General features: G+C 51.9%; 10 protein-coding genes. 1 reads left to right on the top strand and 9 read right to left on the bottom strand.

Annotation, left to right across the window (positions count from 1 at the left end; genetic code table 11):
* The 8 genes from AC6RV6_RS05285 to AC6RV6_RS05250 all read right to left on the bottom strand — a co-directional run bounded on the left by AC6RV6_RS05285 (position 1) and on the right by AC6RV6_RS05250 (position 13,662).
* Positions 1-3,993, bottom strand: a complete 3,993-nt coding sequence (locus tag AC6RV6_RS05285; RefSeq protein WP_500239516.1) for an amino acid adenylation domain-containing protein — start codon at positions 3,991-3,993, stop codon at positions 1-3.
* Positions 3,994-4,006: 13 nt separating this feature from the next.
* Complete coding sequence (locus tag AC6RV6_RS05280) at positions 4,007-4,933, bottom strand: isochorismatase (protein WP_500239513.1); 927 nt, start codon at positions 4,931-4,933, stop codon at positions 4,007-4,009.
* 29 nt (positions 4,934-4,962) lie between these two features.
* Positions 4,963-6,606 (bottom strand): (2,3-dihydroxybenzoyl)adenylate synthase, encoded by a 1,644-nt coding sequence (locus AC6RV6_RS05275; protein WP_500239511.1) that lies wholly within the window; start codon positions 6,604-6,606, stop codon positions 4,963-4,965.
* Positions 6,603-7,847: an isochorismate synthase gene (locus AC6RV6_RS05270; RefSeq protein ID WP_500239509.1), complete on the bottom strand. Its 1,245-nt coding sequence runs from the start codon at positions 7,845-7,847 to the stop codon at positions 6,603-6,605. Before AC6RV6_RS05270 ends, AC6RV6_RS05275 begins: the two co-directional genes overlap by 4 nt.
* Before the next feature lie 69 nt (positions 7,848-7,916).
* Positions 7,917-8,696 (bottom strand): 2,3-dihydro-2,3-dihydroxybenzoate dehydrogenase, encoded by a 780-nt coding sequence (locus tag AC6RV6_RS05265; protein WP_500239508.1) that lies wholly within the window; start codon positions 8,694-8,696, stop codon positions 7,917-7,919.
* 358 nt (positions 8,697-9,054) lie between these two features.
* Positions 9,055-9,369, bottom strand: a complete 315-nt coding sequence (locus AC6RV6_RS05260) for a DUF2470 domain-containing protein (protein ID WP_500239507.1) — start codon at positions 9,367-9,369, stop codon at positions 9,055-9,057.
* Between the two features lie 21 nt (positions 9,370-9,390).
* The gene (locus tag AC6RV6_RS05255) at positions 9,391-10,707 is read right to left on the bottom strand and encodes an MFS transporter (protein ID WP_500239506.1); all 1,317 of its coding nucleotides are present in this window, start codon (positions 10,705-10,707) and stop codon (positions 9,391-9,393) included.
* Positions 10,708-10,728: 21 nt separating this feature from the next.
* A complete protein-coding gene (locus AC6RV6_RS05250) occupies positions 10,729-13,662 on the bottom strand; it encodes a TonB-dependent siderophore receptor (protein ID WP_500239505.1) in 2,934 nt (977 codons plus the stop codon).
* A 387-nt stretch (positions 13,663-14,049) separates the two neighbouring features.
* Between AC6RV6_RS05250 and AC6RV6_RS05245 the strand changes: the two genes are divergently transcribed.
* Positions 14,050-15,285, top strand: a complete 1,236-nt coding sequence (locus tag AC6RV6_RS05245; protein WP_500239503.1) for a PEP-CTERM sorting domain-containing protein — start codon at positions 14,050-14,052, stop codon at positions 15,283-15,285.
* 176 nt (positions 15,286-15,461) lie between these two features.
* Here AC6RV6_RS05245 and AC6RV6_RS05240 read toward each other — a convergent pair whose 3' ends face one another.
* Positions 15,462-16,454, bottom strand: coding sequence for a helix-turn-helix transcriptional regulator (locus tag AC6RV6_RS05240; RefSeq protein ID WP_500239501.1), 993 nt, complete (start codon positions 16,452-16,454; stop codon positions 15,462-15,464).
* Positions 16,455-16,479 lie beyond the last annotated feature (25 nt).

Here is a 16,479-nt window from a genome sequence, read left to right as displayed (position 1 = left end):
TTAATTGAAGTTACTGTTCGGTGTTTGGAGGTGGGTCGCGATCGCCCGAGCGACGGTTTGCAAGCAGTCCCCGGTCAAAATTCTGCTGTGTTCTGCATCGAGGTCGTAATTCCGGATCGAACCGCTCACAAAAGGTTGCCATACTGTATGAGTGAGGTTTGCTTCCCTCTGCCCCTGCTTGGCCGTAAAAAAGACCAGATCGCCAAGGTAGGGTCGCGGAGAAGGAGCTTGGCGAATCAACTCGAGGTGATAGCGAACGATCGCTTGCAATGCTTGCAACCGGGAGCGATCGAACTGTGACCCCCAAGCCCCTTGACGCAACTGCGCGATCGCCCTCTCGGGACTTTGCAGAACCAGACTCAGATCGGTATCCCCCACGCCCGTTGCTTGTAACAGGAACGCCATCACCTCTGCTTCATTGGGAGAACTGCGCTGTTTGAAAGCCAGACTCGGATAGGCATCCAGCAGGATCAACTGTTCCACCTCGTCCCCCTCCGCTTGGAGTTGGGCGGCCATGGCTTGGGCGATCGTTCCCCCCAACGACCAACCCAAGAGACGATACGACCCCCGAGGCTGGACTTGACGCACTAGCTCGATATACTGAGTGACGATCTGTCCCCAACCCGCTCGAGGCGACTGAGAAACTGGAATTCCTGTCTCCAAATAGGGTGACTGTAAGCCATAAATAGGATGTGAGGTGTCGAGATATCGAGCCAGCCCTAAGTAGCACCAACTGAGGCCTGCAACGGGGTGAATGCAAAATAGCGGTAGGTTCTGTCCATCGGCGATCGCCAGCAGAGGGGCGAAAGGCCCGGATCGGGAAGGGATTTCAGTGGGTGAGTCTAGTTGCTCTGGAGTAAATTCGGCTTGTTGGCTTAACGCCCGAGCAAGCTGGGCTGCTGTGGGATGGCGAAAGAGAGTAGCGATGGGAATTTCGCGCCCCAGTTGCGTCCCGAGCCAATTTGCGACCTGAATCGTCTGTAGGGACTGTCCTCCCAAGGCAAAAAAGTCATCCTGCACGGTTATACCTCGATGCCCTAAAATGTCTTCCCAAATGTTCAGGATCGCGGCTTCTAGAGGCGATGCTGTCGTGGAAATCGGCTCGGCGAACTCCGTGGGAGGGAGATCGCGCAGCACCTTGCGATCGACTTTGCCAGAGGAGGTTTTAGGCAAGGCATCGGTAAAGTTGAACCCAGTGGGTATAACTGCAGCGGGCAATTTTTGGGAGAGGTGTTGGCGTAGCGATCGCGCCGAGGGATAAGGGGAATCCGCTACCAAATAGGCACACAGGCGCTTATTCCCTGCCGACAAGCTAAGACCGATAACCGCAACTTCCCGAATGCAGGGAATCTCAGCTAGCAGTGACTCGATTTCGATAGGATCGATGCGGTGACCGCTAATTTTGAATCCATCATCAAGGCGACCCAGAAAGACGAGCTGGCCCGCTTCGTCGAGACGAACGCGATCGCCTGTAGCATAGGCCCGAGGCTGGCCGGGAAATTGGCTGAGGCGGACAAAGCGATCGCGCGTGAGCTGCGATCGCCCCCAATAGCCGCGAGCAAGGGTTGGCCCCAGCACGTACAATTCCCCCGCTTGCCCTCTGGAAACCGGACGCTTCTCCGGATCCAGTACGACAACATCGACCCCGGGTAGAGGGCGACCGATGGGAATCGTGCCGCGATCGTCAGGGTTGGGCTTTAAGGTCGCAGAGGTTGCCACCACCGTCGTCTCGCTCGGACCGTAGGTGTTGAGCAACCTCACTCGATCGCCCACTGCCTCATGCCATTGGCGAACCCGTTCCGGGTGGGCGGCTTCCCCACCAATAATCGCTAGCCGCACGCTGTTGGGTAAGCTCCCTCGACCATTTCCCAAGCAAAAGGCCAATTCGTGCCAAAAAGCCGTGGGTAAATCCAGTACCGAGATCTGTTGCTCCTCGCAGGTTCGCAGAAAACCCGGTAGCGACTCGAGCATCGATTTTCCGCGCAGCACTAAAGTTGCACCACTACAGAGAGCGAGGAAAATTTCTTCGATGCTGGCATCAAAATGCAGGGCGGCAAATTGCAGCAGGCGATCGCCGGGTTGAATGCCGTATTCCTGTAGCGCCGCCGCCACAAAGTGAGCCAAAGCCCGATGTTCTACCATGACCCCTTTGGGATTGCCTGTAGACCCAGAGGTGTAGATAATATAAGCGAGTGCATCATCGGGTGGCGAGTTTAACGTGACTGCTCCGAGAAGAGGAGGCAAATTGTCCAACCGGAACAGGGGCGGTAGGTCGGGCTGGGATAATGGCTCGCAAGCGGTTGGCACGATCGACAGAACGGGTCGTGCATCTTTAACTAAACTGGCATTACGAGCGGGTGAGGCTTCCGGGTCGAGAGCAAGATAAGCCGCTCCCGAGAATAAAACTCCCAAAATGGCCGCGATCGCTTCCGGACTACGAGGCAAACAAATTGCCACCAGTTGTCCCGGTTTCACTCCTGCTGCTACCAGTCTGGCTGCCAGATCCTGCGCTCGGTGCAGCAGTTCGCCGTAAGACAGGCTCGAGTTTTCCGCCATGATTGCGGGGGCTTGGGGTTGTCGGCGAGCTTGCTCCACAAATCGATCGAGGATGCAACTTGGGAGAGATGTGAGAGGTTTGCCTCGGATGAGTGCCTTCGAGATTGGCTCCCCAACTGCCCGCGAAGGAGATGTCGTCCCAACCGTTAAATCGGGCTGTACTAAAGCGGCTTGTAACACTGCCAACCAATTTTGGTGATGTCGAGCCAGATCGTCGCGAGAATAGCAAGCGGGATTGCCATCCAAGGCGATCTTGAGAGCTTGACCGCCAGCTTGGGTGCGGATATTGAAAGCGAGGTCTTCCACGGGGCCGGCGGAGATATTTCGCACCCGACCAAGAGCATCACCGAAGTAGAACATTTGGTCAAAGGGCATGATATTCACAACCGGGCCGAAGAGACGGCGATCGCCCCTCATGCGCTGCAAATCCCGGCGAAGTTGCTCGTACCGATAGCGGTGATGGGAACTAATCTCCCGCAGTCGCACCCCGATCTGTTCCACGACCCGAGCAAATTGAACCTCAGGACTCACCGACACCCTTAGGGGGACGATATTCATTACCATCGCTGGAATCCGCAATGCTGCGGAACCCAAGCGCCCCATCATTGGCACGCCCAGGAGCAAATCTCTCGCTCCCGTGACGCGATGCAGGTAGACTGCCGTCACGGCCAAGAGGAAATCAGGCCAAGATGCCCCCAGTTGTCGGGCAACGCCTTGTAAAGCCAGAAACGCTGCCGAGGAAAACTCATCGCTGTGGCGCAGGCTAGAGGCAGCGATTGGGGCAGTGCGATCGCTGAAACCAACTGGCTCGGGCGCTCCCGCGAGAGATTCGAGCCAATAGGCGCGATCGCGCAGTTTCTGCTCGGAAGTTTGATAAACGCTATCCTCTTCGAGCCAAGTCTGAAGTCCACCAAAAGGACTAGGAGAGAAGGATTTCCCCTGACTGAAAGCGGTATAAATTTCTGCCAGCCGTCGCATCAACAGCGACGTACCATAACCATCGATCGCGATATGGTGAATGCGTTGATACCAATAGTGGCAATCCGGCGCGAGGCAGATGAGGGCTTGGGAAAACAGTTTATCGGTGCTTGGATCGATCGCTCGTTTTAAATCGCGCTGCATCCAGTCTAGAGCTATTTGGTGGGGATGAGCCGCCGTACTAAAATCGAGATGTTGCAGTTGCCAAGGTCGATCGGTATCTAAGAACTGCATCGGCTGTTCCCCCGATGACGAAAAACGAAGATTTAGGGTCTCCGCCTCTGCTACCATTTGCCCTAGCGATCGCTCAAACAACACCGGATCTAGAGATCCCTTAATTTCTAAGCACTCCGCCGTATTGTAGAGAGGACTCCCGGGATACAGCAGTTGTCCGAACCAAATCCCCTGTTGAGCCGCAGAGAGCGGCCAGAGACCTTGTTGTCGATCGCTGATAATCATATTGACCTCCTCTCTATGCGCGATCGCTCGCGACCAGTTGAGCGTTGGGTTGCGAGCGAGTGAGAAGTTGCGACCAAGCGGCGATTGTCGGCTGCTCTGCCAAGTCAGCAAAACTCACTTCTGTACCTTTGCACCGCCACCGTTCTACTAGCATCATCAGGCGAATCGAATCGAGACCCCACTCCAACAAATTTTCTTCTGCTCCAAAAGTTTCTGGGGGTTGTTGCAATAACTCCGCCAATTGTTCTCGGAGAGACATGGTGACGGCAACATAAATCGAGTCGAGATCGCGAATCTCAGAGGCATCGGCCAGCATAGTTGCAAGCTGCTGGCTCGTTATCGTCATCCCGCAGCGCTGGGCGACATAGTTCATCGCCATATGATGGTGATTCAAGGAGAAATCCGCGATCGCATCCCCCACTAAGAACGCTTGAATATCGTTCATAAACGCATCGCAGGCGGTCATCATACAGCCGATGTGACCGTATATCCCGCAAATAATGAGTCGATCGCGACCGCTCTGTTGCAGCAACGATTGCAAGTCCGTGCGCTGGAATCCACTGTAACGCCACTTTGTCAATACTCGTTCGCCGGCAGCAGGTTGGAGGAGTTCTGGGAGTTCTTCTTGCTGAGGTTGAGCGCTCAAGCCCGGTCCCCAAAAGTCATTGAGTAAACCCCGCTCCGTCTCGGATTGTTGAGCCGGTTGCGCCGTATAAAAAATCGGCATACCGTGCGATCGGCAAAGCTCTCTCACAGCAGTGACATTCTGGAGCAAATCGGGAATCGGCGCTGCATTCGCATCGAAGAAATTGAGAAAATAGCGCTGCATATCGTGGATCAGCAGGGCGGTGCGGCTGGGGTCAATTTGCCAATCGACCCGATTTAAGGGGAATACTTCCTCTGTGGGCATGGGGTAGGGTGAAATTTTAGGAATGGTCATTTCAGTTATCAGTTATCAGTTATCAGTTATCAGTTATGGGAGGCTTTTTGGGGTTGCGTTAGGGTAGCGCGCAAGGTTTTCTTATCGACCTTGCCCGCACCGGTTTGAGGCAAAGCGGGCAACCATGTCAGGCGATCGGGGATTTTATAATCGGCCAGTCCGCGATCGCGCAGAAATGCTCTTATTTGTTCGAGAGCAATCTCGTTGCGAGAGCGATCGCAACTCACCAAACAAGCGCAAATCGCTTCCCCTAGAAAAGGATCCGGCAATGCAATCACCGCAGCATTGTGAATCTGGGGATGCGCGAGGAGATGGTTCTCTACTTCCTCGCCGCTAATCTTTTCTCCCCCTCGGTTGATTTGCTCCTTAGCGCGTCCCTCTACAACGAGGTATCCCGTTGGAGTCAAGCGCACGCGATCGCCAGTGCGGTAAAACCCATCGGCGGTGAATGCCCGTTGATTCTGTTCGGGAGCGCGATAGTAGCCGCGAATCGTGTAAGGGCCTCGGGTCAGCAAATGCCCCACTTCTCCGAGGGAAACCGGTCGATCGCGATCGTCAACTACCCGAATTTCATCGGCAGGGGAAAGCGGTCGCCCTTGGGTGGAGAGAATGATATCTAAGGGATCGTCAAGTCGCGTGTAACACACCAGTCCTTCTGCCATACCAAACACCTGCTGGAGACGACAGCCCAATGTCGGAGTAATGCGCCGCGCGACCTCTCCGGAGAGTTTGGCTCCCCCCACTTGCAACACTTGAAGACTGGAAAGATCGTGGCTGCGTGTTGTCGTCGCCTCCAGCCAAATCGGAACCAGAGGCGGCACGAGGGCGGTAATCGTGACCTGTTCCCGAGCGATCGGCGCAAAGGCTTCGTCAGGATTGGGATGGCCGGCCAGCACAACCCGACCCCCAGCAAAGAGCGTCCCCAAACTGCCCGGGGAACTGAGGGGAAAATTATGAGAGACTGGCAAAGCCACCAGATAAACGCTGTCAGAGGTAAGCTGACAGATTTCGGCGCTAACTCGCACGCTATACAGGTAATCGGCATGAGTGCGAGGGATGAGCTTTGGAAGCCCGGTGCTGCCTCCTGAAAGCTGAAAAAAGGCCACTGCCTCAGCATCGGGATCGGGCAGGATTGTTGGTGTCAGATAGAGGCAATCGAGGGGACAAAACTCTTGCGCCTCACCTACTACGATAATGTGCTGCAAGGACTCGATCTGAGGGTGCATCTGGCGGGCCAGTTTTCGATAGTCGAAGCCTCTACTGCGATCGGCGATGATGTAGGCGACTGCCTCAGTTTGGCTGAAAAAGCCGGATATCTCGGTCTGACGGTGGGCCGGCAGCGCCAAAACTGGCAAAGCCCCCAACCGCGCCAAGGCAAAGAAGACGGCAAAAAACTCTGGAATATTGGGCAGTTGGACCACAACGCGATCGCCTGCCTCAATGCCTAATGACTGGAATCCTGCTGCCAATTCATCGGCACGCCGATCGAGTTCTTCATAACTCCAACGCCGATCGCTCCCAACCAAGGCAATGCGCCGATCGTGCTGTCGTGCCTGCTGGCGTAGCATCTGACCGAAGTTCTGATTCTGCCAATAACCCAAGCGCCGATAGCGATCGGCATACTCCGACGGCCAGAGAGGGCAGTCTGGCATGGGGGAAGCTAATATGCTCATGCGCTCACCTCCAAAAGCTGCTCTAAGCCCACGGCTTTTAACATGGTGCGAAGTTTCGCTGAGGTCTCGGCAAGCTCTTTTTCTGGGGAGGAGCCGGCTACAATACCAGCCCCTGCGTACAATCGCAGGCGATCGCCGATCGCTTCTCCACAGCGAATCGCGATCGCCCATTCTCCATTGCCCTGCCGATCGACCCAGCCCACTATGCCGGTAAAATACTGCCTAGAAAACGATTCGATCTCTTGAATAGCCGAATACGCCTTCGAGGTCGGAGAGCCGCAGATTGCTGGGGTGGGATGCAGAGCTAGAGCCAGTGAGAGGGAACAGGGCTTGGGATCGCGCAACTTGCCCCGCAAGCAGGTCGAAAGGTGCATCATGCTATCGGTTTGCAGGAGGCAAGGATTGGCGGGAATATCTAATTCGCAACATAAAGGTCGTAATATCTCTGCGATCGCATCCACCACGACGGCGTGTTCGCGGCGATCTTTTTCCGACTGCATGAGGGCGCGGGCGCGCTCTCGATCCGTTGCCAAATCGCCACTGCGAGGAGCCGATCCCGCGAGGGGGTTTGCTTCGACCTGCATGCCGCGACGGCGCACTAATAATTCCGGACTCGCTCCAATCAACGTTCGCACGTCGGTCGTCCCAGCTAAGCCAAAGGGTGGGGATGGGGGCAAATTAAGCAGGTAGGTGTAACCATAACGGTTATTATGTGCCAAGTTAGACAGTAACCCACCCAAATCGACGGTTTCGGGAAGTGACAACTCTAGGGAGCGAGAGAGTACGACTTTAAGTAACTCCGATCGCTCAATCCGTTCTAGCGCTTGTTCGACCCCTCGTATATAATCGGCGGGTGCGGGAATCATCTGCAAGCTGCAAGCCTTGGGATCGGTGTTCTTAGATGAAAAGGGAGCGTGTCCTTTTTCGAGAGGTCCGGCGCGATCGAGTTGCTCGGGGACGAACAAGTAAGCCGCAGCATTGCGATCGAAGGGAATTGCACCCATCAATGGCATGGGAGGCAAACCCAATTGAGATTGACGGGTAAGCAACGCTTTGGTATGTCGCGGTAAATCTTGGCTGGCAAGGGATGAGGGCAACACGGCTCGCACTCCCCGAGCTAAGAGGGTTTGAGCAGGTGAGGCAAAAAAACAAGAGGTGCGATCGCTATAGGCTGCTAGCAATTGCTTGGCATCTAAGGCTTGGCTTGTTTGGCGGGGAAAACTTATTGTTGTTGGAGACATAGTTTTCACAATTATGTTTTTAGTGGGTATTCAAAGCGATCGCGATCGCAAATGAGGGCTGCAGGTGACTTAAACCCCTAAGGTTGCGCCGCCATCAATCCGCAAATCGTGCATCGTCATCTGGCACGCTTGTTCGGAGAGCAAAAACAAAACGCCTCTGGCAATGTCTTCGGTTTGGGCAATGCGACCCAAAGGAATCCCCGTGCGGAAGGCACTTGGAGAACCATTTAAGATGGCATCGCGAGCGGTTTCATCCACCCAGAGCGCCCGTTGCATCGGTGTATCCGTAGACCCCGGCGAGACGATATTGCAGCGAATGCCAAAGCCAGCCAGTTCTAACCCCAAACAACGCGTAAAGTGGGTAGCGGCGGCTTTGGAGGCAGCATAGGCAGCCATTTGCTGGCGCGGTACGCTGGCAGCATTAGAACTCACGGTGACGATCGCGCCCTGTTTGCGGGGAATCATCACCCGTGCCACACTTCGAGCGACGTTGAAGACTCCCGTTACATTGACGGCAAAGGTGCGTTCCCAATCTGCATCAGAGGTTGCAACGATCGGGTTCGGCCGGAGAATTCCGGCTACGTTGACCAGTCCGGCGATCGCCCCGATAGTCTGCTCGATCTGTGCAATGCCGCGATCGACTTCTTGGCTATTGCTGACATCAACTTGGGCAGGGTTGAACCGTTGTGGAGTCAAAGTCTCTTGCAAAGCTGCCAGTTTGTCGGCTTGAATATCCCAACCGACAACACGAGATCCCGCATCAACGAGCGATCGCGCTACAGCCGCGCCAATCCCTTGAGCAGCACCAGTAACCAGAATAAGTTTGTCTGTTAAATCGATAGGTTGCATGACGATTGAGGTCAAGGTGAAAAGTTTTGTTGAGACAACTAACAAGTAAGGGAGAAAGGCCGCGACGATACATCCTTCGATCCAATATCGCTCGTAACTTTATTGCAATAATTAATTAGTTAAATTTTTAGCTAGTTGAAAATTATTCTCAACTAATGACAGAATAACACCGTTTTTTCAGAACCTTGCCAAATTGCCTTTTTTCTTTATTTTTCCCGCAACAAGAGCAGCAATCCAACTCCCAAAACCCTCAAATCAAGGAAAATATTGTCAATTTAGGCATTGCCAAACATAAATAATCCTAGAGAGTCTATTGATAATTATTATTAATAGACTCTCTAGGAGAGATGACAGTACATTAGTTACTGTGCTGAGTGCGACTCTCTACCATCATTTTTTCCAGAATGCGTTTTAGGGCGAGAACTCCTTGGGCAGATTCGGGAAATGCTAAATGCAAAAATTGCACATTGTTGCCTCCTCTCACCTCGAGATCGATCCCGACACCATTGAGATCGATAACTCTTGCCTGCTCGGCCCAATCCACATCTGCATTAGCTTTGGCACAGAGCAAGAGATCATCGAGATGGTCTTCATTTAAATGATTGGCGATCGCTGTTTGCAATCGTTCGGTTAACGGTGCGCCATTTCGTTCCTGTGATTCAGAGTTTGCCACAATCGACCTCCATGTATGAATTTATTTTGTTGTTTGCATTGATTTTGTTGAGGGAGCGAGATTTTCCCGAGGTTCGTAAATTATTTTTGTTGCCAGCCAAACACTCGCCAAACAAACGAAAAAACCGATCGCAAAAACTCCGGTATAGCCCGAGGCTGCTGCAATAAAGCCGCTCAATGCCGGCACGCCGACATGATGGCCAATGATATAAACCGACGATTGTAGAGTGTAATCGCTGCCTGCCGTTTCCGGGCGGCTTTTGTCCATCATCACGGTAAAGAGTGCTGCACTGGCGACACTGCGAGCGAATACTTCCCCAGTGCTGACCGCGTAGAGGACTACCGGATTGCGAATGCCGATCGCAGGCAAGATCAGAGCAACGACCGCGATCGCCTGCAATAGTCCGAACCAAATCAGCGATCGCTTGCGACCCAAGGGTTGAATCAGCACCCCCGCCAACAGGGAGCCAATAATGGCCGCCCCCGAGCCGACGATGCCTTTCATCCAGCCAATATCCGCCATCGACAACCCCAAATCCACCAATAACGGGCCGAACATCGTCGCCGCCATGCTGCTGCCCGTGGCATAAAGCAAGATAAACAAAAGCCAAACGGACATCTCCGATCGCCGCAGGAAACTCAGCAGAGTCTCGAAATAACCCGGGGCAGAAACAGAGCGCTCTTTAGTTCTGCTCTCTTGGTGCGCGTTTCCTAGGTGAGGTTTCCTCATCGGGGTCGGACGGCTTTTTTCTTCATAGAAAAGTAACGGCAGGAGTGCCAGTAAAACCAATCCTGCTAAGATTCGCAAACTTGTCTGCCAGCCCAGTTGCTCCAAGACGAGCAGCATGACACCGCCACCCAATATCCCTCCCATAGCGCGACCGGCGCTTTGAATGCCATTCCCCCAGCCCCGTTCGTGAGATTCGAGTAACCCAAACGCCAAGGCATCGGTAGCAATATCTTGGGTCGCCGCGAGGGTCACCACGACAAAGATCCCTTGAAACAGCAAAGATACATTGTCTGCGACATCAATGGACGCACAGGAGAAAGTCGCGATCGCCAGCAGGCTTTGAGTGACGACAATCCAAGACTTGTAATGTCCCCACTTCTTAAAACTGTAGCGATCGATGAGAGGAGCCCAGAGAAACTTGAGCATCCAAGGTAGAACCAGCAATCCCATCAAACCAATGATTTGCAGCGATGCACCTTCCTTTCGCAAGAAAATCGGTAAGGCTCGAAAGAAAAAAGCAGAAGGTAAGAATTGAGAGGTGTAAAGACTGCTCAATAAGATAGCCTTAGCAGCCGGGTGAAGGCGTTGTGGCGAGCGAACTTGATTCATTGGAGTTATGGGTTATCGGTTTTAGAACTGGTAGCGAATCGTGCCCAAGACAGTAAACGGATCGCCGGGTTCAATACCTCGCGTGCGGGTGCGAGGAGTACCTGCGATGTAGTTGGTATCGAAGATGTTCTTGAAATTGAGTCCAAACCGCCAATTATCTTTCTCGTAGAAAATCGCCGCATTGGTTAAAAAGTAACTATCGAGGGCGAAACTATTATTGAGGTCCCCTTGGCGATCGCCCACCCAGTTGACCCCGACACCGAATCCCAGTCCGGTTAAGTCTCCCGATTGAATTTCATAAGTCGTCCACAAACTGGCGCTATGTTCGGCGACTCCGGGCAGTCGGTTGCCTACTGTAAACGTATTGTCTGCCGTAATTTCGGCATCAATATAGGCATAGGAAGCCAGAATGTTCCATCCCGGCAAAACTTCGCCGATAATATCCAATTCAATCCCTTGGCTTTGTTGTTCTCCTGTCGCGACAGAAAAGCGAGGATCGTTCGGATCGGCGGTGGCGACGTTTTGTTTAGTGAGGTTGAAGTAAGCGAGGGTAGCGAGGAGATCGCCATCAAACAATTCGGCTTTGAGACCCACCTCAAACCCTTCTCCCGTTTCAGGTTCTAGGGCATTGCCATCAACGGTTACAGAAGCACTGGGAAGGAAGGAGCGAGAATAGTTGGCATAAAGGGAGAGATTTTCGCTGGGTTGATAGACCAGTCCCAACCGAGGGCTAAAGGCATTTTCTTCGAGATTGGATTCGGTTATCCCTCCTCGGATCGTTGTGGTGGTCTGGCTGACAGTTTCGTAATTGAAACCTGCTACGAAAATCAAATTGTCTGTTAGCTGAATTTGATCTTGCAGGTAAAATTGCAAGCTGTCGGTTTTGATGGTTTCGCTACTGGTGGAAGTGCTACTGCGAGCGGGTCTGACCACTGAGCCATAGACGGGATTGAAGATATCGATCGGCACGCGCAAGGAAAAATCTGTAAAAGAAACCGATTCGAGGCGATAGCGAGCCAGATCGACCCCCAAAAGCAAGGTATGGTCGATCGCGCCGGTAGAAAACTCCCCGACGACATTGGTTTGTAAGGCGAGGGCTTCATTAGAAATATTTTGCTCGGCAAAGACGCGATTGAGTTGGCCGGTGGTTTCATTTAGCCCGCCGATAAAGGGAAAACTGAGGGCGGCACTGATATCATCTTCACCTCTGATGAAGCGAAAGGCATTGCGGAGCGTCCAGCGATCGCTAAATTGATGCTCGAAATCGTAGCCCACATTGATGAATTCGCTCGAAACGCGATCGTCAAGTTCCCCTAAGATGCGATCGCGGGGAATATTGGCCAACCCCGTCCCCGATGCCACCAGTCCGGGATCGAAGGGGCGCTCTGCGTCGAGGTACTCGAGTCGGAAAGTGAAGTCAGTGCGATCGCTAATTTGCCAATTCAAAGTTGGAGCAACAAAGAACCGTTGCGAATCGCGATCGAAGTCTCGAAAGCCATCTTCGCGCTGATAAACGGCATTGAGGCGATAGCGCAGGGTTTCATCTTCGCTGAGGAAACCGGAGACATCGATTTGAGGCCGCACGAACCCGTAACTACCTACCTGTAACCCGACTTCGTAAAAGGGGTCATCAAGGGGCTTTTTGGAGATAATATTGACGGCTCCCCCCGGTTCGATCTGTCCAAAGAGAATGGAAGCAGGTCCTCTCAGCACTTCAATGCGATCGATATTAGCAATTTCCGGGAATCCTTGACCGGCAGCATCGCCGTTATCGTTGGGACTATAAAGGCGGAAGCCATCGCGAAATACCGAAACCCCTTCAAACCCTCGCAGGTTAATGCGAAATCCTCGTCCTTCTGTCGAATCGACAGATGCACCGCTAATATTGTTTAAGGCTTCTCCGAGATCGACAGTTTGCTGGTTTTGCAATACTTCCTGCGGGATCGCCTGAATCGAGGCGGGGATTTCCAGAATTGGTGTATCCGTTCGCGTTCCCGTACTAGAGACAGAGGTTGCTTCTTGTCCCGTTACGCCAATCCGCAACGTACCCGAATCGGATGTGACTGAGGAATCTTGAGAGCGGGCGATCGCGGCAGCACTGGGAATATCTACAATAAATTCTTCTCCCGTGGTCGATAAATTGACCTCGGGTAGGGTTTCAATCCCCACAATGGTCATGCGAATGCTTTGGGAGTCCAACGGTTCTACTGTCAGGGAAGAGATTTCTTCAATAGGATTTTCAATACTGTAGCGATCGCCTTCAGGAAGTGCAAGTCGAGCGTTGGTTAAATCAAGAATTAAGGTGTTTCCCTCTACAGAAGAGAAAGGCTGGATCGCATCTCCGTTGGTGGTTTCGAGAATCAATTCTACCCCGGACGCGATGGATTGCAAGCGGATATTGGCGATGTCTGCAATGTCGGTTGACACCTCTGAGGGTTCGTCGGGTTGCGGCTCTGCTGCGATCGCATTAGAACTGGGAAGAGAGACGATAAATTCTGCTCCCGTGGCGGACAGATTGGCTTCTGGCAGGGTTTCGATGCCGGCAATGGTAATGCGAATGCTGCGATCGTCCAAGGTCTCGACAACAAGAGAAGACACGGCCTCCGTCGGATTATCGGCTCGATAGCGTTCTGCACCGATATCGAGCCGAGCGCCAACAAGATCGAGGATTAAGGTATTCTCATCGACGGAAGAAAAGGCTTGAATGTTTTCCCCGTTGGCCGTTTCGAGAATCAGGTCGAGTCCGGCCTCTCCGGGTTGAAAGCGGATACTAATAATTTGTGCGATCGCGTCAGGGTTCCCGTTAGGGAGTATCTCTGCTTGGGAAATGGCTCTTTGCTGCGATACTTTCTCTACTGTCAATATCCGAGCAGCGATCGCGTTTTGAGCGTGAGCGAGCAAGCATATCGTCAACCCGAGGGACAAGCCGCCCCACTTCTGCCACGTTTGCGTCATATTTGCTTCCCCATCAGTAAATAAGAAATTTTCTCAATAAGTTGATATTGGGATGGTAATGAGCAAATTTGCGGTTTTTCTTTGTCAGCCGGACTTTTTTTCTGTGTTAGCCGGACTTTTTTCCGTGTCGGTCAAACTTTTCTGGGGCAAACTAACGGTCGCAGCCAGCAATAAATACTATGTCTTCTCACTAAACTGGCGAGCGCTCCCAAAATTCCCCTCAATTCCCAACAACTGCATTCCCAGTGCAAAAAATAATCAACGATAAAGTTGGCTGATGTTTTGATTAAAAAACTACAAAGGTTCAAAAAATATTTGTGAATTTCATTGGAAGCAATCATAATATAAGTAGTTATTTAAGTAAAAATCACTCCGAAAGTTTATCAAATGTTAAGAAAATCACTCGTGTATTTGTCAGGCATCGCAATCGGCCTGCTTGCTGTTTCAAATCCTGCTACGGCTGGTTCTTTTACCTTTGACCAAAAACTTACAGCGCCTGATGGTCGATCTGGTGACGAATTCGGTCAGTCAGTAGTGCTGGATGGAGGCCTTGCTTTAATTGGTGCGGAACGAGATGACGGCTATACGGGTTCGGCTTACTTGTTCGATACGGCTACTGGCGACTTCTTGCACAAGCTTACCGCTCCTGATGGTTCGATTAGTGACAAATTCGGTCGGTCAGCAGCGCTAGATGGAAACATTGCTTTGATTGGTGCAGATGGAGATGACAGCTATACGGGTTCGGCTTACTTGTTCGATACGGACACTGGCAATCTTCTGCACAAACTTACAGCTTTTGATGGTTCGGATCGCGACAGGTTTGGTCAGTCGGTAGCACTAGAAGGAAACCTTGCTTTGATTGGTGCATATGGAGATGACTCTCAGACGGGTTCGGCTTACTTGTTCGATACGGACACTGGCAATCTTCTGCACAAACTTACAGCTTTTGATGGTTCAAATCGTGAATGGTTTGGTTGGTCGGTAGCACTAAATGGAGATATTGCTTTGATTAGTGCATCCGGAGATGATTCTAATGGTTCGGCTTACTTATTCGATACGGCCACTGGCAATCTCCTGCACAAACTTACAGCTCCTGATGGTTCATTTGGCGATAGGTTCGGTGAATCAATAGCACTGGATGGAGGCCTTGCTTTGATTGGTGCACATGGAGATGACTCTCAGACGGGTTCGGCTTATTTATTCGATACGACTACTGGCAACTTCCTGTACAAACTTACGGCTTTTGATGGTTCGTATAGAGATAGTTTTGGTTGGTCGGTAGCACTGGATGGAGATCTTGCTTTGATTGGTGCACATGGAGATGACGACATTGCCCCTAATGGTGGTTCGGCTTATTTATTCGATACGACCAACGGTAATTTCTTGCAAAAACTCACGGTTTCTGATAGTTGGTATAGCGATACTTTTGGTGGGGCGGTAGCACTAGATGGAGAACTTGCTTTAATTGGTGCGGAAAGAAATGGCGGTAAAGGTTCCGCTTACTTGTTCGAAGGAATAAGAACATCGCAAACAAACTCCGTCCCCGAACCTGCTTCTATCTTGGGATTGTCAGCTATTGGAATTCTTCTCGCAAGTAACCTGAAGAAAAGAAAATCCGAGTAAATTTACCATTTTCACAAAACAAAAAGAGGTAAAAATCCTCCCATGAACACCACGTCTGAATTACGACAGCAACGGAGTACGAAAGACCGTAGATATCTTTCTTCAAGTTGAGAATTTCTGGCTCGATGCGATCGCCCTTTGCGGATTTGAGCCATTCTTATTGCCAACTACAACAACTAACGCTGCTGCATCTGATAGGCTTTAGGAGCGATCGCAAAAGCGCGGCGAAAAGCAACGCTAAAGGCTTCAGGGCTGCGATAGCCTACCTTTTGTGCGACTCCAGCAATGGTCGCTTGGGGCATTAACAATAATTGCTGAGCCTGTTGCAAGCGATGGTCGCGCAAATAGTTAAAGACCGTCGTACCAAAGACCTGCCGAAATCCTTGTTTGAGCTTGCGATCGTTCAAACTGACTTGACCGGCGAGTTCTAGCAATGTCGGCGGATCGGCAATCCGACTCAGCAAAATATCTCGCGCGAGGACAATGCGATCGACCTCATCGCGGCTCGAAGTGGATGTTTGTTGTAAGGCGCGATCGGGTAATAGGCGATCGAAGTAGAGGCCGATTAATTCGAGGGCTTTACTCTCCAGATAGAGATGTTGCGATAAACCCTGATAGGGACAATGCAGCAGTTGTTTGACCGAAGCAGTCATCACCGGAGTCATCCCGCAGGACTGAAAATAAAAAGGGCGATCGCGCCCGGTAATGGCATCCCCGAGAGCTTCGGGGAGTTGCTCGACAGTCTCTTGACTGGCAAGGCGGATGATATCTGGTCGAACGTGGATATGTACGAGCAGTACGCGCTGTTTTTCCTCATATTCAACGCGGCTATGACAGCCATTCAGGACTCCCAAACTGGCTTGGCCGGATTCAAGCTGAAACACCCGTTCCGATGGCGAATTAATCCTTTGAGTCCGACCGAGCAAGCAGAAACTCAGTCCCAAATGGATACCATCGGCAGAATGATCCCACTCAACGGTCGTCTTGTCTCGAAACCCAACATCGTGAACGACCAAATTGAGTCCGGGGCGCAACTGCCACTGTTGAATTGAACCGCTACAAGTCTGGCTCGGCAAGGGTAAGGGTAAAGTTCGAGCGCGATCTCTTGCCTGTATCAGATGACTTCTATTCGGATACGGCTTCTCAAGGGTTGAGGTAGATATGGTCATTTTAAGAAAAAATTATTAATCGTGC

The sequence above is a fragment of the Spirulina sp. LEGE 11439 genome, from assembly GCF_059821285.1.
Note: the sequence above shows the minus strand (reverse complement) of the source record. Positions and strands in the feature narration are given on the sequence as shown.

Bases quoted from the DNA above. Each gene is read 5' to 3' on its own strand.
- AC6RV6_RS05280 (WP_500239513.1), bottom strand. From the start codon at position 4,933: ATGACCATTCCTAAAATTTCACCCTACCCCATGCCCACAGAGGAAGTA.
- AC6RV6_RS05245 (WP_500239503.1), top strand. From the start codon at position 14,050: ATGTTAAGAAAATCACTCGTGTATTTGTCAGGCATCGCAATCGGCCTG.
- AC6RV6_RS05250 (WP_500239505.1), bottom strand. From the start codon at position 13,662: ATGACGCAAACGTGGCAGAAGTGGGGCGGCTTGTCCCTCGGGTTGACG.
- AC6RV6_RS05265 (WP_500239508.1), bottom strand. From the start codon at position 8,696: ATGCAACCTATCGATTTAACAGACAAACTTATTCTGGTTACTGGTGCT.
- AC6RV6_RS05240 (WP_500239501.1), bottom strand. From the start codon at position 16,454: ATGACCATATCTACCTCAACCCTTGAGAAGCCGTATCCGAATAGAAGT.
- AC6RV6_RS05255 (WP_500239506.1), bottom strand. From the start codon at position 10,707: ATGAATCAAGTTCGCTCGCCACAACGCCTTCACCCGGCTGCTAAGGCT.
- AC6RV6_RS05285 (WP_500239516.1), bottom strand. From the start codon at position 3,993: ATGATTATCAGCGATCGACAACAAGGTCTCTGGCCGCTCTCTGCGGCT.
- AC6RV6_RS05275 (WP_500239511.1), bottom strand. From the start codon at position 6,606: ATGAGCATATTAGCTTCCCCCATGCCAGACTGCCCTCTCTGGCCGTCG.
- AC6RV6_RS05270 (WP_500239509.1), bottom strand. From the start codon at position 7,847: ATGTCTCCAACAACAATAAGTTTTCCCCGCCAAACAAGCCAAGCCTTA.